Here is an 18,818-nt window from a genome sequence, read left to right as displayed (position 1 = left end):
TATGGAGCAATCACCTACTTCCCCATCCGGTCAGATCTCCGGATACACTCATTTCGACCGGTCCGAAACGAGCGAAATCATCAGAACCGCGGCCGAGGAGATGGGGAGCCTCGTCCGAAGCACGCTCGGACCGTCTGGCCTCGACAAACTCGTCGTTCGCCGACAGCAAGACGACGAGATTCGCGGACTCGCGAGCAACGATGGGATTTCCATCATCGAGGAGTTCGAGGGGGAGACGAACCATCCGGTCGCACAACATTTCATCGAAACGGCGGAGGCACAGGAGGACAACTTCGGGGACGGGACGACGACCACGATACTGCTGACGAGCGAACTGATCACTGCCGGACTCGACCTCGTCGCCGAGGGTGTTTCCCCGACGACCGTCATCGAGGGGTTCTCCATCGCCGCCCAGCGGACGCTCGAAGTCTGGGATGACTCCAGCGTCTCATTAGCGTCGTCAAGCGGTGCATCGCTCGACCGCGATCTCCTTCGGAACGTGGCGATAACCGGGATGACGAACGGGAGTACGAAATCCTGGTCGCTGCACGGCCTCGCCGATCCCGTCGTGGAAGCTGTCCTCCGTGTGTCGAACCCGCAAACGGGTTCGGTGGACCTCTCGTTCGTCCGAACGGAGGCGATGCCGGGCGGGGGTGTTGCCGATTCGTCCCTCGTGCCCGGTGCATTCCTTCCCCAGGAACCGTACTGGGGAACCAGCGAACTGCCGGTCGAGGGATCGGCGCTGCTGGTCGGCGGTGACGTGGCACCCAGAGATCAGGCGTTTCAAGGCAACGTAACGGCGGACACGGATAGACTCGACGGTGTACGGACCGTAGACACACGTCGGTTCGACGACATCGTGGCCGCGATTTGCCGACGGGCGCGGTTGCCGTCTTCGCGAGCGGGGATATTCACCGCGATATCGCCCAAGAGCTGGGTAGCCGTGGCGTGCTCACGGTGCAGAACGTGAAGGATTCGCGCATCGAGTTCCTCGCCCGTGCGACTGGAGCACCGGTATCGACGCCGCTCGTTTCGGCCGACGTGGTGGAAGCCGAAGCGACGGCACCCGTGCACATCGACCAACGGTTCGACCAGCAGGACGAGAGCTGGTTGGCAGTGACGGCGACCGGCCGGAATGTCCCCGAAGCGGTGTCCTTCGTCGTCCGCGGCGGCAGCGACTCCGTCGCCCGCGAAGCCGAGCGGCGGGTCAAGGACGGACTGAACGCCGTTCGCGCGGCGGTGATGCGCCCGGAAGCGCTTCCCGGCGGGGGGGCGGCGGAAATCGCCGCGGCAGTGGCGCTCCGCGACTTCGCACCGAGCGTCACCGGACGGGCACAGCTTGCAGTCGAATCGTTCGCGGACGCGATAGAAACGATACCGCTCACGCTGGCTCGCAACGCCGGTCGCGATGCGCTCGGTACCGTGCTCGACCTCCGGAGCCGTCACGCCACTGAGAGTGGACGAGCAGGGATCACGTCGAACGGAGTCGTCGTCGACGACGTGATTGACCACGGCGCGTTCGACCCGCAACTCGTTCGGACCAGCGGATTCGTTCGTGCCGTCGAGTTCACGAACAGCTATCTCCGCATTGACGGCATCCTCTACAACGCGAACCCCGGCAGTCCGGTCGACGGGGCATCATCGTGACTCGGAAGAAGGGTCGATGGTTGCGAGACCGGAATTGCTTACGAATACCGGTGTAGCCGTCGAGTTGTAGGTCCCCGTCTGGTCGGCAGTGAGCGTCGTCCGTTTTCCATAAACAGCTATCGAACCGGTGGATCTTCCCGCTGCGTCCGCCCCTCGACAAGGAGGTTGTCGCCCGTCTCCTCGTCAAACAGGTGAATGTCGTCAACTTCGAAGGTGATGTGCACCTCATCGCCGACATCGGGATTCACGTCGGGCGGAACGAACATCACGTATTCCCGTTCTTCGTCCACGTCCGCCTCCATCGCCGACGGCTCAAAGTACAGAAGGTTGTCCCTGCCGAGCGGTTCGACCAGCTCGACGGTGACCGCACTCGCGTTCCGATGGGACGATTCGCACAGTTCGAGGTCTTCCGGTCGGATGCCGAGGACGAATCGGTTCGAGGCGGTGCGTTCGGCCTTCCCGGCGATATCGTCCGATAAGACGTGGTCGATCTGGCCCGTGAACCGGGAGACACCTTGTCGGTCCTCGACGATTCCGTTGAAGATGTTCATGCTCGGACTCCCGATGAACTGGGCCACAAACAGGTTCGTAGGGTCGTTGTATACCTCCCGTGGGCTGCCCACCTGTTGGAGCTCACCGTGGTTCAGGATGGCGATTCGGTCCGACATCGTCATCGCCTCCTCTTGGTCGTGCGTGACGTAGATGGTGGTCGTCCCGAGTTCCTGCTGGATGCGGTTGAGTTCTGTCCGCATATGTTTGCGGAGCTTGGCGTCGAGGTTCGACAGCGGTTCGTCGAAGAGAAACACCTCGGGTTCGCGGACGATAGCGCGTCCCGTCGCCACGCGTTGTTTCTGTCCGCCGGACAGCTGACGAGGTTTATTGTCGAGGAGTTCCGGGATGCCAAGCAGATCGGCCGTCTCCTCTACGCGTCGGTTAATTTCCCCTTTATCGAGCGTCGTCGAACGCTTGAGCCCGAACGCGAGGTTTTCACGCACGCTGAGGTGCGGATACAGTGCGTAGTTCTGGAACACCATCGCGATATCCCGGTCACGAGGCGGGAGAAAATTCACGACTTCGTCGTCGATGGATATCTCCCCAGCCGTTATCTCTTCAAGCCCGGCGAGCATCCGGAGTGTCGTCGATTTGCCCGAACCGCTCGGCCCGACTAACGTCAGGAATTCTCCGTCGGCGACCTCGAGTTCGAAATTATCGACGGCAACCGTTTTGCTGCCGTAGACCTTTTGAACGGAATCGAAAACTATTCGTCCCATATACCATGTTAATAGGGAACAGTTGTCTATAAAAATATTCCGTCGTTATCGACGGGAATTTCCCATCAGATACACCTCTCCGAACCGAGAAATCGTCGTTTCAGTGGATCGGATGGCGGAGGTTATCGATCCGGACCGAACCTGACGGGACTCATGGATATGGTGTCTGGAACGGCGAGTGTATCCACCTTGGCGTCATTCGTAGGGATTCCAGATCTTCGGCGTGTTGTTGGAACCGGTGATCCAATCCTGCACCTCCTTCGGGGCATCGTCGAGGCTCGGTTTCTCGGACTTGCTCTTGAGCGTGTAGTCTAGCTTCTTGTTCGCCTCGTTCCGAACGTTGTTGGCCATGCCGACCAACGCTTCCTTCGGATCCTTATTCGAGCCCAGGATGGCTGAAATCGCTTGGCTATATCCAGTCGTCGAACCTTCGACCGACCCGAGGAACGGCGTGTCCTGTCCGCCACCGTAGACGCCGTATCGCCGAGTCTCCTGTGCTTGTGTGACGAACGCGTCAAGCCAGTCGTCGGGAAGCTTCGTCGGATTCTTCGTGAATAGGTCCATCTGCTCCTGACTCTTCCGTACCGGCATGAAGACGGGTGCGGACGCCGCGAAGTAGTCGGACTGGTTGTCCGGTTGCATCATGTACTTCACGAACTCGTTCGAGAGGTCCCCGACATCGTGTTTGGAGACGTCATTGGTGAACGGGCTGAGACAGGAACCGCCGCGGAACGACCACTGTTTGCCCAACGGTCCCTCGGGCATCGGTTGGATACCCACGTTATCCCGAAGGCCGGCGTGTTCCTTCGTCCGGGCGAGACGCGCGTCCTCCGCGCCGAGGTGCGCCATCCCGGCGTCTCGCTCCCGGAAGAACTTGTCCGTCGCGCTCGAATCCTGGCTCGTCCAACCATCGGCCGTGAGATTCCACGCCTTCTTCAGGCTGGCGTAGAACAGGTGGCCGAACAGGGATCCGGCCGAATCGAGTTCCACCTGCCACTTCCCGTCCTTCTTGCTGTAGAACTTCCCGCCCGCGTTTGCGGTGTACGCGAACGTGTGTTGACCGGTCGTGAAGTCGCGAGCGCCGGGTTCGATGTACCCCGGATTTCCGGTTTCCTTGACCACGTCTTTCCCGATTTTAACGAGTTCCTTCCAGTCCTTCGGCGGTTTGCTGTGACCCGCCTTTTCGAGGAGGTCCTTCCGATAGTACATCGGTCGCGTCTCGACGAACCACGGGACGCCCCACTTCTTGTCGTCCCAACTGGCCCACGCTTCCATCGGCCCGTACCAGTCGTCGTACGAATCGTAAATGTCCGTGACGGGTGCCGTCGCACCGAGACTTCCGAAGTTCACGGCGTGTTCGTTGGCCATCTCCGAGACGTTCGGCGTCGTTCGTCCCTGAATGGACGCGTTCCACTTCGGGAACACCTGATTCCACACGATGACGTTCGTCGAGACGTTGACCGGCGAATCCGAGTATTTTTCGAAGCCCTTGGCGGCCTGCTTGATGTTCTTCGTCACTTCAGGGATGTATCCGCGCATCGTCCAGAAGATGAAGTCCTTTTCACCCTTCGTTTTGCTATTACCGCCGCTACCGCCGAACTGTTCAGTACATCCGGACAATCCGACTGCGGCACCGGCCGCACCCATGGATGCAGCAGTCTCCATGAAACCGCGCCGGGAGTAGCCATCCTCGTCGGGGGTACTGGTTACCGTCTCGTCAGTAGCGTCGCCGACCGATGAATCAGTTGCCTTCGGCATAGTGACACGGATTATCATTACTATAGAAGACAATAACCTTTTCGCTGAGAATGGTTCGCATTCATCAAACAACCCTTCGGAAGAAAGTAAAAGATGTTACCCGTTCAGGATAGCACGACAGTCGCTCACGGCCGCGGCATCGTCACCTTCGGGGGAGAATTCGCACCCGATGTACCCGTCGTACCCCGCAGCGGCGAGCGCGGGGAGGATGTTACCGTAGTCGAGTTCCCCCGTTCCGGGTTCGTGTCGACCGGGAACGTCCGCGATGTGGACGTAACCGATATGGTCGAGGTGACTCGTCATGTTGGCGATGACATTTCCTTCCGTGATCTGCTGATGGTACACGTCGAAGAGGAGTTTGACGTTCGAATCGCCGACCGTATCGACGATGTCGTATCCTTCCGCCGACGATTCGAGGAAGTAACCGGGGTGATCCACGGCCGTGTTCAACGGTTCGACGGCGAGCGTAACGCTCGCGTCGGCGGCGTCGGGGGCGACGCTCTCGAGAGAATCCACGATAGCATCTCGTTGAGTTGGGTAGTCGATATCCGCCTGTTCTTGTCCAACGGTGATAATGAGGGTCGAACAGCCGAGGTGTGCGGCCGTTTCGATGGAGTCGCGCATGGATCTGCGGGCCTCAGAGGTTCGGGTCGGGTCCGTCAACGGGACGTCGCTGCCGAGCATGGCTGCGACGTTCAGGTCGTGTTCGTCACACGCGTTGGCGACCGCATCGAGGTCCTTGTCGCGCCATCCCCAGAACTCCACCGCGTCCGCACCGGCCGCCGCGGCGAGACTGATTCGCTCCGTAAACGGTGCTCCTTTGAAGACCATCTCGACGCAAACCGATAGTTCTGGCATCGGTCAATCCTCGGCCGGTTCCGGAGTGAGCGTTCCTTCTTGGATCAGCGCATCGAGTGGGTTGTCCTCGATGTCGAGCGGCAACTCGACGCGGCCGTGTCGTCGTGACGATTCCCACGCGCCGAAGATGATTTCCGTCGCCTTGAGCGCGTTCTTCGCGTTCAGTTCGGAGGTGGTATCGTTCTCGACCGCTTCGACGACGTCGGCTATCGCACGGTCGATGAAGACTCGACCGAACTCCCGGGAATCGAGGCCGTGGAGACCCTCGTCGTCACAGTCGACGTGTTCCCACTCGTCGTCCCCGTCGCGCTTGATGCGGAGGATCTGGTCGTCGGTTTCGTTGTTCGGGAAGCCGTGTCCGATTTCGACGGTGCCCTCGCTGCCCACAAGGCGGTTATGACAGTTGACCAGATCCGCTCCGATTCCGGTCGTCGCGAGTCCGTAGACGCCGTTCTCGTATCTCCAAGAGGTGAGCGTCTGGTTCTCGTTGTGAGCACCGAACCACAGGTCTTCGTCTCGGTAGTCGAGTTGGGAGATGACCCACTCGGCCCTCCCCTCGTCGTTGAAGTAGTTACAGAGGTCCACCGAGTGGGACCCGTAGTCGTAGATGTTGGGAGCCGCGCACTCGACCCGTTGGAGATCTCCGATTTCGCCTGCATCGAGCAATTCCTTGGCCCTTCGATATCCTCGGCCAAAGCGGCGTTGGTGATTGAACGTCAATTTGACGTCCTCCTCGTCACACACCTCTACCATTCGCTCGACGTTCGACCACGTCCGATCCATGGGTTTCTCGCAGTGTATTGCCTGTACCGCATCGCTCCGTGCGATGTCGGTCACGATGTCGGCGTGCGTTGGTGGGGGCGTACAGACACTAACAATGTCGGGTTCGACCGCGGTGACCATGTCGAGATACTCTTCGAACACACCGTCCGCTTCGATATCCCAGTACTCGGCGAACGCTTTTGCGTTGGGTTCGACGATGTCGGCACAGGCGACCAGCTCCGCTCCCGCGTGGTCGTACGCCGCGGCGTGACGATACGCCATCGCAAATCCTTGGTTGTTCTGTGTCTCCGGGTCCGGTCCGGTTCCGACGAACGCGCTAGTAATTGCTTTCATTGCCTCTGAATCACGTAAGGAGGTTACTCGAATTCAACAATAAAGTTTGTGATTTGGTAACTTGTATCTCTCCGATGGCGTTCAGGAGCGTGACAGCACAACGTATATGAATCGACAGTGTGATTCTCGATTATGGATGTTGGTGTCCTAACGGTCGCATTAGCGGAAGAATCGATAGAAGACACGTTCTCGTATCTCTCCGAACTCGGCGTCGGCGCGGTCGAACTCGCCTGCGGCGGGTTCGTCGGCGACGCACACCTGCCGAAGGAGGAGTATCTGGACGACGAGGACGCACAGTCCGACCTGCAAGCGCTCCTCGACGAGAACGACCTGTACGTCTCGGCGTTGGCGACGCACAACAACCCGCTTCATCCGGTCAACGGCGACGAGGCGGACGCGGAACTCCGCAACGCGATTCGACTCGCGAGTCAACTCGGCGTGGACACCGTGACGACGTTTTCGGGGCTTCCGGCGGGCGGACCGGACGATTCGGTGCCGAACTGGATCACCGCGCCGTGGCCGGACGAGCACCACGAAGCACACGAGTACCAGTGGAACGAGGTGGCGATTCCGTACTGGCAGGAACTGGAATCGTTCGCGGACGACCACGGCGTGAACGTCGCCATCGAGATGCACCCGAACATGCTCGTCTACGAACCGCGCGGACTGCTCGAACTCCGCGAGGCGACGGGCGACCGCATCGGTGCGAACTTCGACCCGTCCCACCTGTTCTGGCAGGGCATCGACATCACCGACGCGATTCGACTGCTCGGCGAGCACGACGCCATCCACCACTTCCACGCCAAGGACACCGAGGTGTACGACGCGAACTCCCGCGAGAAAGGAGTGCTCGACACGACGCCGTACACGGACGAAATCGACCGTTCGTGGCTTTTCCGCTCCATCGGCTACGGCCACGGCGAGGGGTTCTGGAAGGACGTCGTCTCGACGCTGCGCATGGTCGAGTACGACGGCGCGCTCTCCATCGAACACGAGGACTCGCTCACGTCCGCGACGGAAGGGATGGAGAAAGCCGTGGACGTACTCGACGGGCGGTGTTCGAATCGAACCCCGGCGACGCCTACTGGGCCTGAACCATGAGCGAACCACTCTCCGTCGGCGTCCTCGGTTATCGATTCATGGGCAAAGCACACGCCAACGCCCTCGCCCGCTTGCCGATGTTCTTCCCGGACGCACCCGAAATCGAACGGCGCGTGCTCGTCGGACGGGACGAGGCGGCACTTTCGGACGCCGTGGACGAACTCGGGTTCGAGGGGTACGGCACCGACTGGCGGGACGTCGTGGACGACGTGGACGTCTTCTACAACCTCGGACCGAACTCGATTCACGCCGACCCAACCATCGCCGCGCTCGAAGCGGGAACGTCGGTACTCTGCGAGAAACCGCTCGCGCACACGCTGGATGACGCGGAGCGGATGCGGGACGCCGCCCGGGAGTCCGACGCGGTCGCGGGCATCGCGTTCAACTACCGGTTCGTCCCTGCCGTCCGCTACGCGAAACGACTCATCGAGGACGGCGAACTCGGCGAGATTCGTCACGTCAGGGGAAGCTATCTCCAGGATTTCCTCGCCGACCCGGACGCGCCGTGGGCGTGGCGACTGGACGAGGAGGTCGCCGGAAGCGGCGCGCTCGGCGACCTCGGCGCACACACCCTCGACCTCGCACGATTCTTGGTCGGGGACCGAACCGGCGACATCGAGGAAATCAGCGGTCGGCTCAGAACGTTCGTGGACGAGCGGCCGGTCGACGGGGCGGACGAAACACGCCCGGTGACGGTCGATGACGCCTACACGGCGCACGCGACGTTCGAGACGGCGCGGTCGGCGCGTTCGAGGCGTCGCGCTTCGCCACCGGGCACAAGAACGACCATTCCCTCGAAATCAACGGCTCGAAGGGGAGTCTCCGGTTTTCCATCGAACGACCGAACGAACTGGAGTACCTCGGGCCGGACGACGAGGGGTTCCAGACGGTCATGGTCACGGCGGACGAGGACCCGTATCTCGCACAGTGGTGGCCTGACGGGCACGTCCTCGGGTGGGAACACACGTTCGTCCACGAGAACTACGAGTTCCTCTCGACGGTCGCGAACGGTGGTGTGGACGGTGAAAAATCGAGCGACGTACCGACGTTCGAGGACGGCTACCGCGTTCAGCAGTTGCTCTCAGCGATAGTGGAATCGGACGAACGCGGAGAATCGATGTCGCTCGACTGAGTCGGGCGTGCGCTGAGACATGGTCTCCCATTTCGGTTCGACGACAATTTTTCGAACTCAGTAGTTGATGTTGAGTTCGATGACGTTCGCCGCGTTGAGCACGCGCTTGGACAGTTCACCGTGGAGGTCGTCGTCGCTGACCCGACTCGCGGGAGCGGACACGCTGATGGCACCCAACACCTCGTTCGAGGAGGCTTTCACCGGTGCCGCGATGCAGCGGAGGCCCTCCAACCGTTCGCCGTCATCGATGGCGTAGCCGCGGTTCCGGATGTTTTCGAGCGTCTCGTACAGTTCCTCCCGACTGCCGACACTCTGCGGCGTTACCCGCGGCAGTCCGTAGCGCTCGATGATTCCCTCGACACGCTCCTCGGGAAGATGGGCGAGAATTGCCTTCCCGAGACCCGTCGTGTGGAGGTACGTTCGAAGTCCCGCGTGGGTGTCCAGATCGACGGCCTTCGCACCCTTGGCCCGCATCAGGTACACACCCTTTCCCTGTTCTTCGACGAGGAGGTTGGCGAGTTCACTCGTCTCGTCGGCGAGCGATTTGATCTCCGGTTCTGCGACCTCGTAGAGTTCCATCGATTTCCGGATGTGACCACCGACTTCGAGGAACTTCAACCCGAGTCGGTATTCGTCGCCGGACTTGACGACGTAGCCGTGTTTTCGGAGCGTCGTCAGATGGTTGTGTACCATGCTCTTTCCCATTCCCGAACCCTCGGCGAGTTCCGTCACGCCACACGACCCCCGTTGCATCAACTCCTCGACCAACGTGAGGGTCTTTTCGGTGGTTTGTACCGGGTGTTTTGCGTCCATGTCAACAGAGGACACACAATCATCCGTGATAAACATTCTGGATATCAGAACGCGCGATGGACGAAACGTCTTCGATTCCAATAGAAAAGCGAGGTGAACGATGGAGAGCCGAAGGTGACGGACGGTTCAGTAGTTGTCGTAGACGGTTTTCTCGATGGTGTAGAAGTCCAGTCCCTCGTCACCCTGTTCTCGCCACGTCTCGCTGGACGAGCGCTTGAACCCGCCGAAGGGGACATGGAGTTCGAGGCCGGTCGTCTTGTCGTTGACCTTCACGACACCGGATTCCGCCTCGCGGACGAACCGGTTCGCTTCCGTGTGGTCGTCGGTGACGATGCTCGCCGCGAGTCCGTACTCGACGTCGTTCGCGACGGCCAACGCCTCGTCGAAATCGCTCACCGCGATGACGGCGACGAGCGGGCCGAACACCTCTTCCTGTGCGATGCGCATCTCGGAATCGACGTCGGTGAACACGGTCGGTTCGACGAAGTAGCCGGATTCGACGGCCGAACCCTCCGGAATTCCGCCACCCGAGACGAGCGTCGCCCCTTCCGCCTCGGCGACTTCGACGTAGTCGAGCGTCGATTCGAGTTCGCTCTCGCTCACCTGTGGACCCATCTCGTGCTCGTCGCCCGGGCCGATATCGATGGATTCCGCGCGGTCCACGAGTTCGGCGACGACTCGTCGAGGACGTCCTCGTGGACGATGGCACGGGAACACGCCGTACAGGCCTGCCCGGTGACGCCGAACGCGCCGCTCGCGACGAGGTCGGCCGCTTCGGCGGGGTCGGCCGAATCGGCGACGATGGTCGGGTTCTTCCCGCCGAGTTCCGTCTGAACGCGCTTGCCGGAGTCGGTCGCTTGGTCGTACACCATCTCGCCGACTTCGCTGCTGCCGGTGAACGAGACGGCGTCCCACCGCGTCGTGTTCGATGAACTCAGTGCCGACGACGCTGCCCGAGCCCGTGACGACGTTCAGGACGCCGTCTGGGAGACCGGCTTCGTCCAGCGCGCGTGCGATTTCCATGGCGACGCCGGGTGCGGCCGACGCCGGTTTGAGAACGACCGTGTTCCCCGCCGCGAGGGCCGGTGCGAGTTTCCACGCGGGGATGGCGATGGGGTAGTTCCACGGCGTGATGAGCGCGGCGACGCCGACCGGTTCCTCGATGGTGTAGAGGTTCTGGTTCGGAGAACTCGGGTTCTTGACCGTCCCGCCGCGTTCGGCCGCTTTCACCGCGAAGTGATAGAAGATGTCGATGGCGCGCTGTACCTCGCCACCGGCTTCGGCGTTCGCCTTGCCTTCCTCGGCGACGAGCAGGTCGGTGAGTTCGTCCTTCCGTTCCGCGAGCAGGGTCGCCGCTTCACGGAGGATTCGGCCTCGTTCCGGACCGGGCGTCGCCGCCCAGTCGTCGGCCGCGTCCGCGGCGGCCTCGACGCCCTCGGTGGCGTCTTCGGTACTGGAATCCTGGTATCGTGCGACGACTTCGCTCGGGCGTGCGGGGTTCTCGACTTCGATGGTTTCCCCCGTCGCCGATTCGATCCACTGTCCGCTGACGTAGTTCCGTGTCGTATCCGACATCACCCTACTGTTCTCACTTCCACCATACGACTGTTACGGTCCGAGTACGTTTGACAGAAATTTTTACTACCGTTATCATTATCTTTTTGCCGACTGGGTCGAACATCCCGGTTATGACCGCCATCGACGACCTGAACGGGATCGGGGAACGAGATTGGGAAGCACTGGAGTCGGGGACGCTCCGCATCGCCGTGATCGGCCTCGGTTGGTGGACGCGCGAGCAAGCCATCCCGGCGATCCGGGAGTCGAATTTCTGCGAGACGACCGTGGCCGTCAGCAGTTCCCACGAAAAAGCCGCGGACGCGCCGAGGAGGTTTCGACGGCCACCGCTGCCATCACGTACGAGGAGTTCGTGGACGGCGAGGCGACCGACGAGTACGACGCCGTGTACGTCTGTACGCCGAACGCGTATCACCTCCAGTACGTGCGCGCCGCGGCGAACCACGGCAAAGCAGTGCTCTGTGAAAAGCCGATGGAGGCGACGCTCGAACGCGCCGAGGAACTCGTCGCGGCCGCCGAGGACGTGCCGCTGATGGTCGCCTACCGGATGCAGACCGACCCGCAAGTGCGTCGGATGCGCGAACTCGTCCGCGAGGGAGCCATCGGCGACCCGGTCGCCGTCCACGGTCACATGGAACAGCAAATGCTCGACTTCGTCTCCGGCAATCCCGACCAGTGGCGGCTCGATCCCGACCTCGCTGGCTACGGCGCGACGGTGATGGACTTGGGAATCTACCCGCTGAACACGACCCGGTTCGTCCTCGACGCCGACCCGGTGAGCGTCACCGCACAGATGCACTCCGAACACGACGCCTTCGACGAGGTCCCGGACGAGCACGCCACGTTCACGGTGCAGTTCGACGACGGCACGTACGCCGCCTGCACGGCCAGTCAGAACGGCTACCTCTCGGGCGGTCTCCAGATCATCGGAACCGAGGGCGAGTTGCGACTCGACCCGGCGTTTTTGGGCATCACGCCGCAGACGCTGACGATTCGCCAACCCGACGGCCGCGAGATGGAAATCGACGACGGCCGCCGCGACCTGTTCGGCGACGAGATGACCGAGGAGTTCGACTACTTCGCCGACCGCGTCATGCGCGGCGTCGAACCGACGCCGAACGGTGAACACGCGCTCGTGGACATGCGAACGCTCGCGGCCATCTACGAGGCCGCCGAGACCGAAGCGCAAGTCGAGGTCGAATAAGGTCGCAGTCGAGTAGTTCGAACCGCCGCCTTCGTTCCTTCGCGACCCTCACGACTCACCCCATTCGCAACCTTTACAACGACCCTCTGGAAACCAGCCTCATGCAATGGTTGATCATGCGAAGCTCCGCGATCCGAACGCGGAGTATACGATGCGTGACCTCTCCGCCGATACGATGGGAATCACCAATCGGCGCGGCGGGGTCCGTGATGCGGAGATAACCGACGTCCAGACGACGATGGTCGACGGCAACTACCCGTGGATTCTCGTCCGCGTCTACACCGACGCCGGTGTCGTGGGGACCGGCGAGTCCTACTGGGGTGGCGGCGACACGGAAATCATCGAACGGATGAAACCGTTCCTCGTCGGCGAGAACCCGCTGGACATCGACCGACTGTACGAACACCTCGTCCAGAAGATGTCCGGGGAGGGTTCCGTCTCCGGAAAGGTGATTTCGGCCATCTCGGGCATCGAAATCGCGCTCCACGACCTCGTGGGCAAACTCGTCGAACTCCCCGCCTACCAACTCGTCGGCGGGAAGTACCGCGACGAGGTGCGGGTCTACTGTGACCTCCACACCGAGAACGAAGCCGACCCGCAAGCCTGCGCGGACGAAGGCGTCCGCGTCGTCGAGGAATTGGGCTACGACGCCATCAAGTTCGACCTCGACGTGCCCTCGGGTCCACGAGAAGGACCGCGCGAACCGTCACCTCCGCGGCCCGGAAATCGATCACAAGGTCGAAATCGTCGAAGCAGTCACCGAAGCCGTCGGCGACCGGGCCGACGTCGCCTTCGACTGCCACTGGTCGTTCACGAGCGGGAGCGCGAAACGCCTCGCGCGCGAACTGGAGGAGTACGACGTGTGGTGGCTCGAAGACCCGATTCCGCCGGAGAACCACGACGTGCAGGCGAAGGTCACGGATTCGACGACGACGCCCATCGCCGTGGGCGAGAACGTCTACCGGAAGTTCGGCCAGCGGACGCTGCTCGAACCGCAGGCCGTAGACATCATCGCACCCGACCTCCCCCGCGTCGGCGGCATGCGCGAGACGCGAAAAATCGCCGACCTCGCGGACATGTACTACATCCCGGTCGCCATGCACAACGTCTCCTCCCCCATCGGGACGATGGCGTCCGCACAGGTCGCGGCCGCGATTCCGAACAGCCTCGCCGTCGAATACCACTCCTATCAACTCGGTTGGTGGGAGGACCTCGTCGAGGAGGACGACCTCATTCAGAATGGCCGGATGGAAATCCCCGAAACGCCCGGTCTCGGCCTCACACTCGACCTCGACGCCGTCGAGGAACACATGGTCGAGGGTGAGACCCTCTTCGACGAGGCATGAGCCTCGTCGAGCCAGCGAAGCAGAGCTTCGCGCCGTTCGATGAATAACGGCCGTCGTCGGGTCGGCAGATAGGAGGTTCGAACGGCTTGCCCGAGGCGAGTAGTCTCGACGCCGTCTGCGACTCGCCCGGCCTCCCGCGGCGATACTCTTTTAACACTCTCCGAGCATCACTGTGTATGCGCTATTACCGACTCCCCGGTGGAGAGCCACGCTCATCCACAGACAGCTTGGTAGTGATGGACGACGACGGAGCCGCCTACGACCTCACCGCCGTCTCACCCGACCTCGGTTCGTTCCGGGCGCTGGCCCGCGCCGCGAACGCGAGCGGCGAATCCATCGACACCATCGCCCGCAGACGCATCGACGAGGCCGAGCGAATCGATTTCGACGCGTTCGACCGGAACACCCTCCAACCGGTCATCGCCGAAGAAGTGTGGGCGGCGGGCGTCACGTACCGAATCAGCGAGGAGGCGCGCAAAGCCGAGAGCGGCAAACCGGAAGTGTACATGGACGTCTACGACAGCGAGCGACCGGAACTGTTCCTCAAGGCGACGCCCTCGCGGACGGTCGGTCCGTGGGACGATATCGGGGTGCGCGGCGACTCGGGGTGGGACGTCCCGGAACCCGAACTCGGCGTCGTGCTCCACCGCGGGGAAATCGTCGGCTACACCATCGGAAACGACGTCTCCAGCCGCGACATCGAGGGGGAGAACCCACTGTATCTCCCGCAGGCGAAGGTGTACGACCGCTGTTGTTCACTCGGCCCGTGTATCGCCACGGGCGAGACGGTCGAGGACCCTCACGACCTCGAAATGTCGCTGACGATAGAGCGCGACGGCGAGATCATGTACGAGGACTCGACATCGACGAGTGAGATGGCGACCACCTGCGAGGAACTCGTCTCGTATCTCGAACGGCACAACACGCTCCCCGAAACGCTGGTTCTACTCACCGGAACTGCGCTCGTCCCCCCGGAGTCGTTCACCCTCACCGAAGGTGACGAGGTAACCATCGACATCGATCGTATCGGACGACTCGTCAACGGAACGGTGAGCGTCTAATCCGATAGCACGACACGCCCGAGCACCGGGACAGCGACGGCCATCTTCGACTGCCGACGACGCCCGGACGTTCGGGGCCACGTCCCGACGTTGGTCGGCGAGGGGATTCGGGGACGGCGTTCCGATCCATCTTCGTGGAGCTGTTTCTACGGAATCACGTTTCGTCGTGTTCTGGATATCAGAATTCAATTGGCCGCGGCCGTCACGCCCGTTCGTTCGACGTCCCCGCTAAAACAGGGACAGCACCGCATTCGAAGAGTGGTACGGGAAAATACGAGGTCGTAGATGATGGTCAAATGAAGACATTGTGTTCTGGTATCGAGAACGAACTCGTGGTCTGCGGGATTCTCGTCGTTCCGGTCTCCAGCCGAACCAACGATCCATTACAGGCATATTGGTGTAATGACCTTCGTGGAACGGACGTTCTACTGCTGACGGTCAGCCGCCCGGTTACACGTGTTTAGGAGAGTTGAACGAATTACGTCGAACGCATTACGTTGAACACGTTACGCCGAACGCGGTAGGAAGTCGAACGCGTCACGCCGAACGGAGGTCGAGTTCTATCTTCTTCGCGGTGCTGAACACCTGTCCCGTGACGTCCTCCTCGAAATGTCGTCCGTGGAGGACCTCGTCCGGACCGACGACGCAGATGGCCGCCCGTCCGTCGGTGTCGCCGCCACGGATCGGAGCGGCGACACCGTTCACGTCCTCGATTCGTTCCCCGCGGCTGTACGCGACGCGGTCGTCACGCACCTTTCGCAACTGTTCGAACAACCGTGACGAGTCGGTGATCGTCCCGTCGGTATAGCGATCCAATCCGTGGCGTCGGATACAATCCTCGACGCGGTCGTCGGACATGGAGGAGAGTATCGCTTTCCCGGCCGCGGTGGCGTGCAACGGCACTTGATCGCCGTTGACCGACGAGGGAGACCACGAATCGGAGCAGGTCGCGTGATACACGCGAGTCGCACAACTCGCTTCCCCGACGTAGAGACCGGCGTACTCGCCGGTCGTCTTCGTGAGATTGTCGAGATACGGCTTTGCGACCCGGAACAACTGCATCCGATCCCTCGTCCGCTCGCCCGTCGCGAGCGAGCGAAGCGTGAGGTCGTATCGGCCATCGACCTGTTTGACGTATCCCAGGCTACGCAACGTCGTCAGGTGGTTGTGAACGGTTCCCTTCGTCGTGTCGATTCGGGAGGCCAGTTCCGTCACCCCGAGCGGACCGTCGGCCGCGAGGGTTTCCAGTAGCGTAAACGACGTCTTCGTCGCGTTCACCGGGCAACGCCCATCTACGTTCATGGTACCTATCAATTGGTCACCCACTTATATCTGTTCACCACAGGTAAACAGAGATATATAGTATGTATTGAACGATCACGATGGATTTGCGGAGGTGTCGTCAGTACGGATGGATATTCCATCAAACCACCGATATAGGGGACTTTGAAGACCCTAAGTCGTGTTTTACTGTGGTGAACGGGGATGGAGAATTCAAAAGAAAGATCGGGAGAGCACACTGATGGAGGACTCGCGCGGGAAACACTCAAATCACTGGAATACACAGTGACGAAAAGAACGGCATGAATCACCTCGCAGTCGATATCGGCGCGAACGGTGGCACGGTGTTCACCGGCGAAATCGAGCCGAACCGGATGGACATCACCGAAGTGCATCGATTCGACAACCGCCCGGTCGAGCGGAACGGCCGGTACGTCTGGGACGTCACCGACCTCCTCACGGATATCGAGGAGGGACTCTCGGTGGCGGCCGCGTCGCTCGACGGGATCGACACGGTTGGCATCGATACGTGGGGGTTGGATTTCGGACTGCTCAAGGACGGCGAACTGTTGTGTGATCCGTACTCGTACCGTGACCCCGAAGTCAGCGCGACCCGCGACGACATCATCGACGCGGTCGGCAAGCGGGAACTGTTCGAGGCGACCGGCCTCAATCACTGGAACACGCCGAACACGCTGTGGCAGTACCACGCGCTGGCCCGGAACGAACCGGACCTCCTCGCGGACGCCGACCGCCTCCTGATGATGCCCCAGTTGCTGACGTATCTCCTCGGCGGAGAGGCGGTGACCGACGTTACGGTCGCATCGACGAGCCAGATGTTGGACCCCGGACGACGGTCGTGGAACACCGCGCTCCTCGACCGGTTGTCGCTGCCGACCGAACCGCTGCCGCCGTTGAGCGAACCCGGGAGCACCGTTGGAACGGTAGACGCGGAAATCCTTCCGTCGGAACCCACGCTCGTGCTCCCGGCGAGTCACGACACGGCGGCGGCGGTCGCCGGGATGCCGCTCTCGGAAAACGCCGCCTTTCTCAGCACCGGATCGTGGTTCATCCTGGGCGTCGTTTCGTCACAACCGGATCGTTCCGCGGCGGCCTACGAGGCGGGCGTCTCGAACGAACTCGGCGTCGACGACACCGTTCGACTACTCAAAAATATCAACGGGTTCTTCCTGCTCGAAGAGTGTCGGCTGGCGTGGAATCGGGATGGGGGCGTGACCTCGTACGAGGAACTGTTGAGGGCCGCCGAGGACGCACCCGCACACGCGTCGATAGTCGATCCCGACGCCGACGCGTTCAGCATCGACGGATCGATGCCGGAGCAGATAGCCGACTACTGTCGCGACACGACCAGCGGCTGCCGGAATCGGAGGGTGAAACCGTCCGCTGTCTCCTCGACAGCCTCGCCGCGACGGCGGCGCTCACCCTCGAAGGGATCGCGGCGGCGACCGGACGAACCCCCGAAACGCTCCACTCGGCGGTGGCGGGGTTCGAAACGAACTGTTCTGCCAACTGCTCGCCGACCGAGGCTTAGTCGTCCGCGCGGGGCCGACCGAAGCGACCGCGACCGGAAACCTGCTGACGCAGGCGGTCGCGGCCGGATCGCTTCCCGACCTCGAAACCGGCAGGCGACTCGTCGAATCGACGATGGAAATAGCCACGTACGAACCGGCGACCGCCGACGGCTGGGATGAAGCGATGAAAAAACTCCGCGCGCTTCGCTCGTCGTCGTGAATTCCCGGCCTCAGCGCGACGTGTAGCCGCCATCGACGCGGACGATTTCGCCCGTCATGTACGGGGACGCCTCGGACGCGAGAAACACGACGATTCCCTGCAAGTCCTCGGGACGACCGAGGCGTCCCATCGGCGTGTTGTCCAGCCACGTGCGTTCCATCTCGGGGTCGGCTTCGAGCACTCCCTCAACGAGTTCGGTCCGCATGTAGCCCGGCGCGATGGCGTTGACGCGGACGCCGCGGTCGGCCCACTCGACGGCCATCGACTTCGTCACCATCAGCACGCCCGCCTTCGACGCGTTGTAGCCGACCTGCGGTTGCGGGACGTTGACGTTGTAGGCCGACATGGAAGCGATGTTGATGATCCGCCCCTCGCCGCGGTCGAGCATCCGCCGTCCGACGTGTTTTGCACACAGGAACACGCCCGAGAGGTTCACGTCGAGCGTCCGCTGCCACGTCTCGTACTCCATCTCCTCGGCGGGTTCGTTCGCGGCGATGCCCGCGTTGTTCACGAGAATGTCGATGGGACCCAATTCGTCGGCCACCGCTTCGACCATCGCCTCGACCTCGGCTTCGTCGGTCACGTCCACCTCGACCGCGGCGGTATCGACGCCGAGTTCTTCGAGTTCGGCGGCCGCCTCCTCCGCCATCTCGATGTCGATGTCCACGATTGCAACGTCGGCACCGGCGTCGGCGAGCGCCGTCGCCATTTCCTTGCCGAGTCCACGGGCCGCACCCGTGACGATGGCTGTCTCTCCGTCGAGCGCAAATCGGTCTAGTACACCCATTTGTCGATATATCCCGCGCATCGGTAGTAAGTATTTCGCAGGAGAGTATCGATTGGAAGTGCGACACCGGAGGGGGAAGTTTTAACCGCTGGTCCACGGATTAGCAGGTGTCGATA

At 61.8% G+C, this 18,818-nt stretch carries 11 protein-coding genes and 6 pseudogenes; 9 read left to right on the top strand and 8 right to left on the bottom strand.

All coding sequences use genetic code 11. From position 1 onward, the window contains the following. Nucleotide 1 precedes the first annotated feature (1 nt). Nucleotides 2-970 (top strand): TCP-1/cpn60 chaperonin family protein, encoded by a 969-nt coding sequence (locus A4G99_RS27700; protein WP_223302013.1) that lies wholly within the window; start codon nucleotides 2-4, stop codon nucleotides 968-970. Next, nucleotides 871-1,647 (top strand): TCP-1/cpn60 chaperonin family protein, encoded by a 777-nt coding sequence (locus tag A4G99_RS27695; RefSeq protein WP_223302012.1) that lies wholly within the window; start codon nucleotides 871-873, stop codon nucleotides 1,645-1,647. The genes A4G99_RS27700 and A4G99_RS27695 overlap by 100 nt, the downstream gene beginning before the upstream one ends. A gap of 116 nt (nucleotides 1,648-1,763) precedes the next feature. Here A4G99_RS27695 and A4G99_RS19460 read toward each other — a convergent pair whose 3' ends face one another. From A4G99_RS19460 to A4G99_RS19445, 4 genes are all read right to left on the bottom strand, one after another. Next, nucleotides 1,764-2,918 (bottom strand): ABC transporter ATP-binding protein, encoded by a 1,155-nt coding sequence (locus A4G99_RS19460; protein ID WP_066147270.1) that lies wholly within the window; start codon nucleotides 2,916-2,918, stop codon nucleotides 1,764-1,766. Nucleotides 2,919-3,113: 195 nt separating this feature from the next. Continuing rightward, complete coding sequence (locus tag A4G99_RS19455) at nucleotides 3,114-4,676, bottom strand: extracellular solute-binding protein (RefSeq protein WP_066147268.1); 1,563 nt, start codon at nucleotides 4,674-4,676, stop codon at nucleotides 3,114-3,116. A 96-nt stretch (nucleotides 4,677-4,772) separates the two neighbouring features. Beyond that, nucleotides 4,773-5,534: a hydroxypyruvate isomerase family protein gene (locus A4G99_RS19450; RefSeq protein WP_223302011.1), complete on the bottom strand. Its 762-nt coding sequence runs from the start codon at nucleotides 5,532-5,534 to the stop codon at nucleotides 4,773-4,775. 3 nt (nucleotides 5,535-5,537) lie between these two features. After that, complete coding sequence (locus A4G99_RS19445; protein ID WP_066147264.1) at nucleotides 5,538-6,650, bottom strand: Gfo/Idh/MocA family protein; 1,113 nt, start codon at nucleotides 6,648-6,650, stop codon at nucleotides 5,538-5,540. Nucleotides 6,651-6,782: 132 nt separating this feature from the next. Here A4G99_RS19445 and A4G99_RS19440 point away from each other — a divergent pair. Then, nucleotides 6,783-7,744: pseudogene (locus A4G99_RS19440) on the top strand (sugar phosphate isomerase/epimerase family protein). Between the two features lie 3 nt (nucleotides 7,745-7,747). Continuing rightward, nucleotides 7,748-8,883: pseudogene (locus tag A4G99_RS19435) on the top strand (Gfo/Idh/MocA family protein). 57 nt (nucleotides 8,884-8,940) lie between these two features. On the opposite strand, the gene A4G99_RS19430 reads toward A4G99_RS19435, so the two are convergent. Both A4G99_RS19430 and A4G99_RS19425 read right to left on the bottom strand, forming a co-directional pair. Further along, on the bottom strand, nucleotides 8,941-9,696 hold the full coding sequence (locus A4G99_RS19430) for an IclR family transcriptional regulator (protein WP_066147261.1): 756 nt from the start codon (nucleotides 9,694-9,696) through the stop codon (nucleotides 8,941-8,943). A gap of 126 nt (nucleotides 9,697-9,822) precedes the next feature. After that, a pseudogene (locus tag A4G99_RS19425) lies at nucleotides 9,823-11,271 on the bottom strand (aldehyde dehydrogenase family protein). A 113-nt stretch (nucleotides 11,272-11,384) separates the two neighbouring features. Here A4G99_RS19425 and gfo6 point away from each other — a divergent pair. From gfo6 to A4G99_RS19410, 3 genes and pseudogenes are all read left to right on the top strand, one after another. Further along, a pseudogene (gfo6, locus tag A4G99_RS19420) lies at nucleotides 11,385-12,475 on the top strand (D-xylose 1-dehydrogenase Gfo6). 106 nt (nucleotides 12,476-12,581) lie between these two features. Continuing rightward, nucleotides 12,582-13,821: pseudogene (locus A4G99_RS19415) on the top strand (mandelate racemase/muconate lactonizing enzyme family protein). 176 nt (nucleotides 13,822-13,997) lie between these two features. Continuing rightward, nucleotides 13,998-14,882: a fumarylacetoacetate hydrolase family protein gene (locus A4G99_RS19410; RefSeq protein WP_190303817.1), complete on the top strand. Its 885-nt coding sequence runs from the start codon at nucleotides 13,998-14,000 to the stop codon at nucleotides 14,880-14,882. Between the two features lie 537 nt (nucleotides 14,883-15,419). On the opposite strand, the gene A4G99_RS19405 is transcribed toward A4G99_RS19410, so the two are convergent. Further along, nucleotides 15,420-16,184, bottom strand: a complete 765-nt coding sequence (locus A4G99_RS19405; protein ID WP_066147257.1) for an IclR family transcriptional regulator — start codon at nucleotides 16,182-16,184, stop codon at nucleotides 15,420-15,422. Between the two features lie 281 nt (nucleotides 16,185-16,465). Here A4G99_RS19405 and A4G99_RS29510 point away from each other — a divergent pair. Both A4G99_RS29510 and A4G99_RS29505 read left to right on the top strand, forming a co-directional pair. After that, nucleotides 16,466-17,458 (top strand): annotated as a pseudogene (locus A4G99_RS29510) (rhamnulokinase family protein); the annotation flags it as partial. Nucleotides 17,459-17,567: 109 nt separating this feature from the next. Beyond that, nucleotides 17,568-17,915 carry an FGGY-family carbohydrate kinase gene (locus A4G99_RS29505; protein WP_223302036.1) on the top strand — a complete coding sequence of 116 codons (348 nt, stop codon included), beginning with the start codon at nucleotides 17,568-17,570 and terminating at the stop codon, nucleotides 17,913-17,915. Between the two features lie 10 nt (nucleotides 17,916-17,925). On the opposite strand, the gene A4G99_RS19395 is transcribed toward A4G99_RS29505, so the two are convergent. Beyond that, a complete protein-coding gene (locus tag A4G99_RS19395; RefSeq protein WP_066147255.1) occupies nucleotides 17,926-18,702 on the bottom strand; it encodes an SDR family NAD(P)-dependent oxidoreductase in 777 nt (258 codons plus the stop codon). Nucleotides 18,703-18,818: the final 116 nt, after the last annotated feature.

It is taken from the genome of Haladaptatus sp. R4 (assembly GCF_001625445.1).
Lineage (GTDB): Archaea > Halobacteriota > Halobacteria > Halobacteriales > Haladaptataceae > Haladaptatus.
This window is presented reverse-complemented; position numbering and strand designations above follow the sequence as displayed.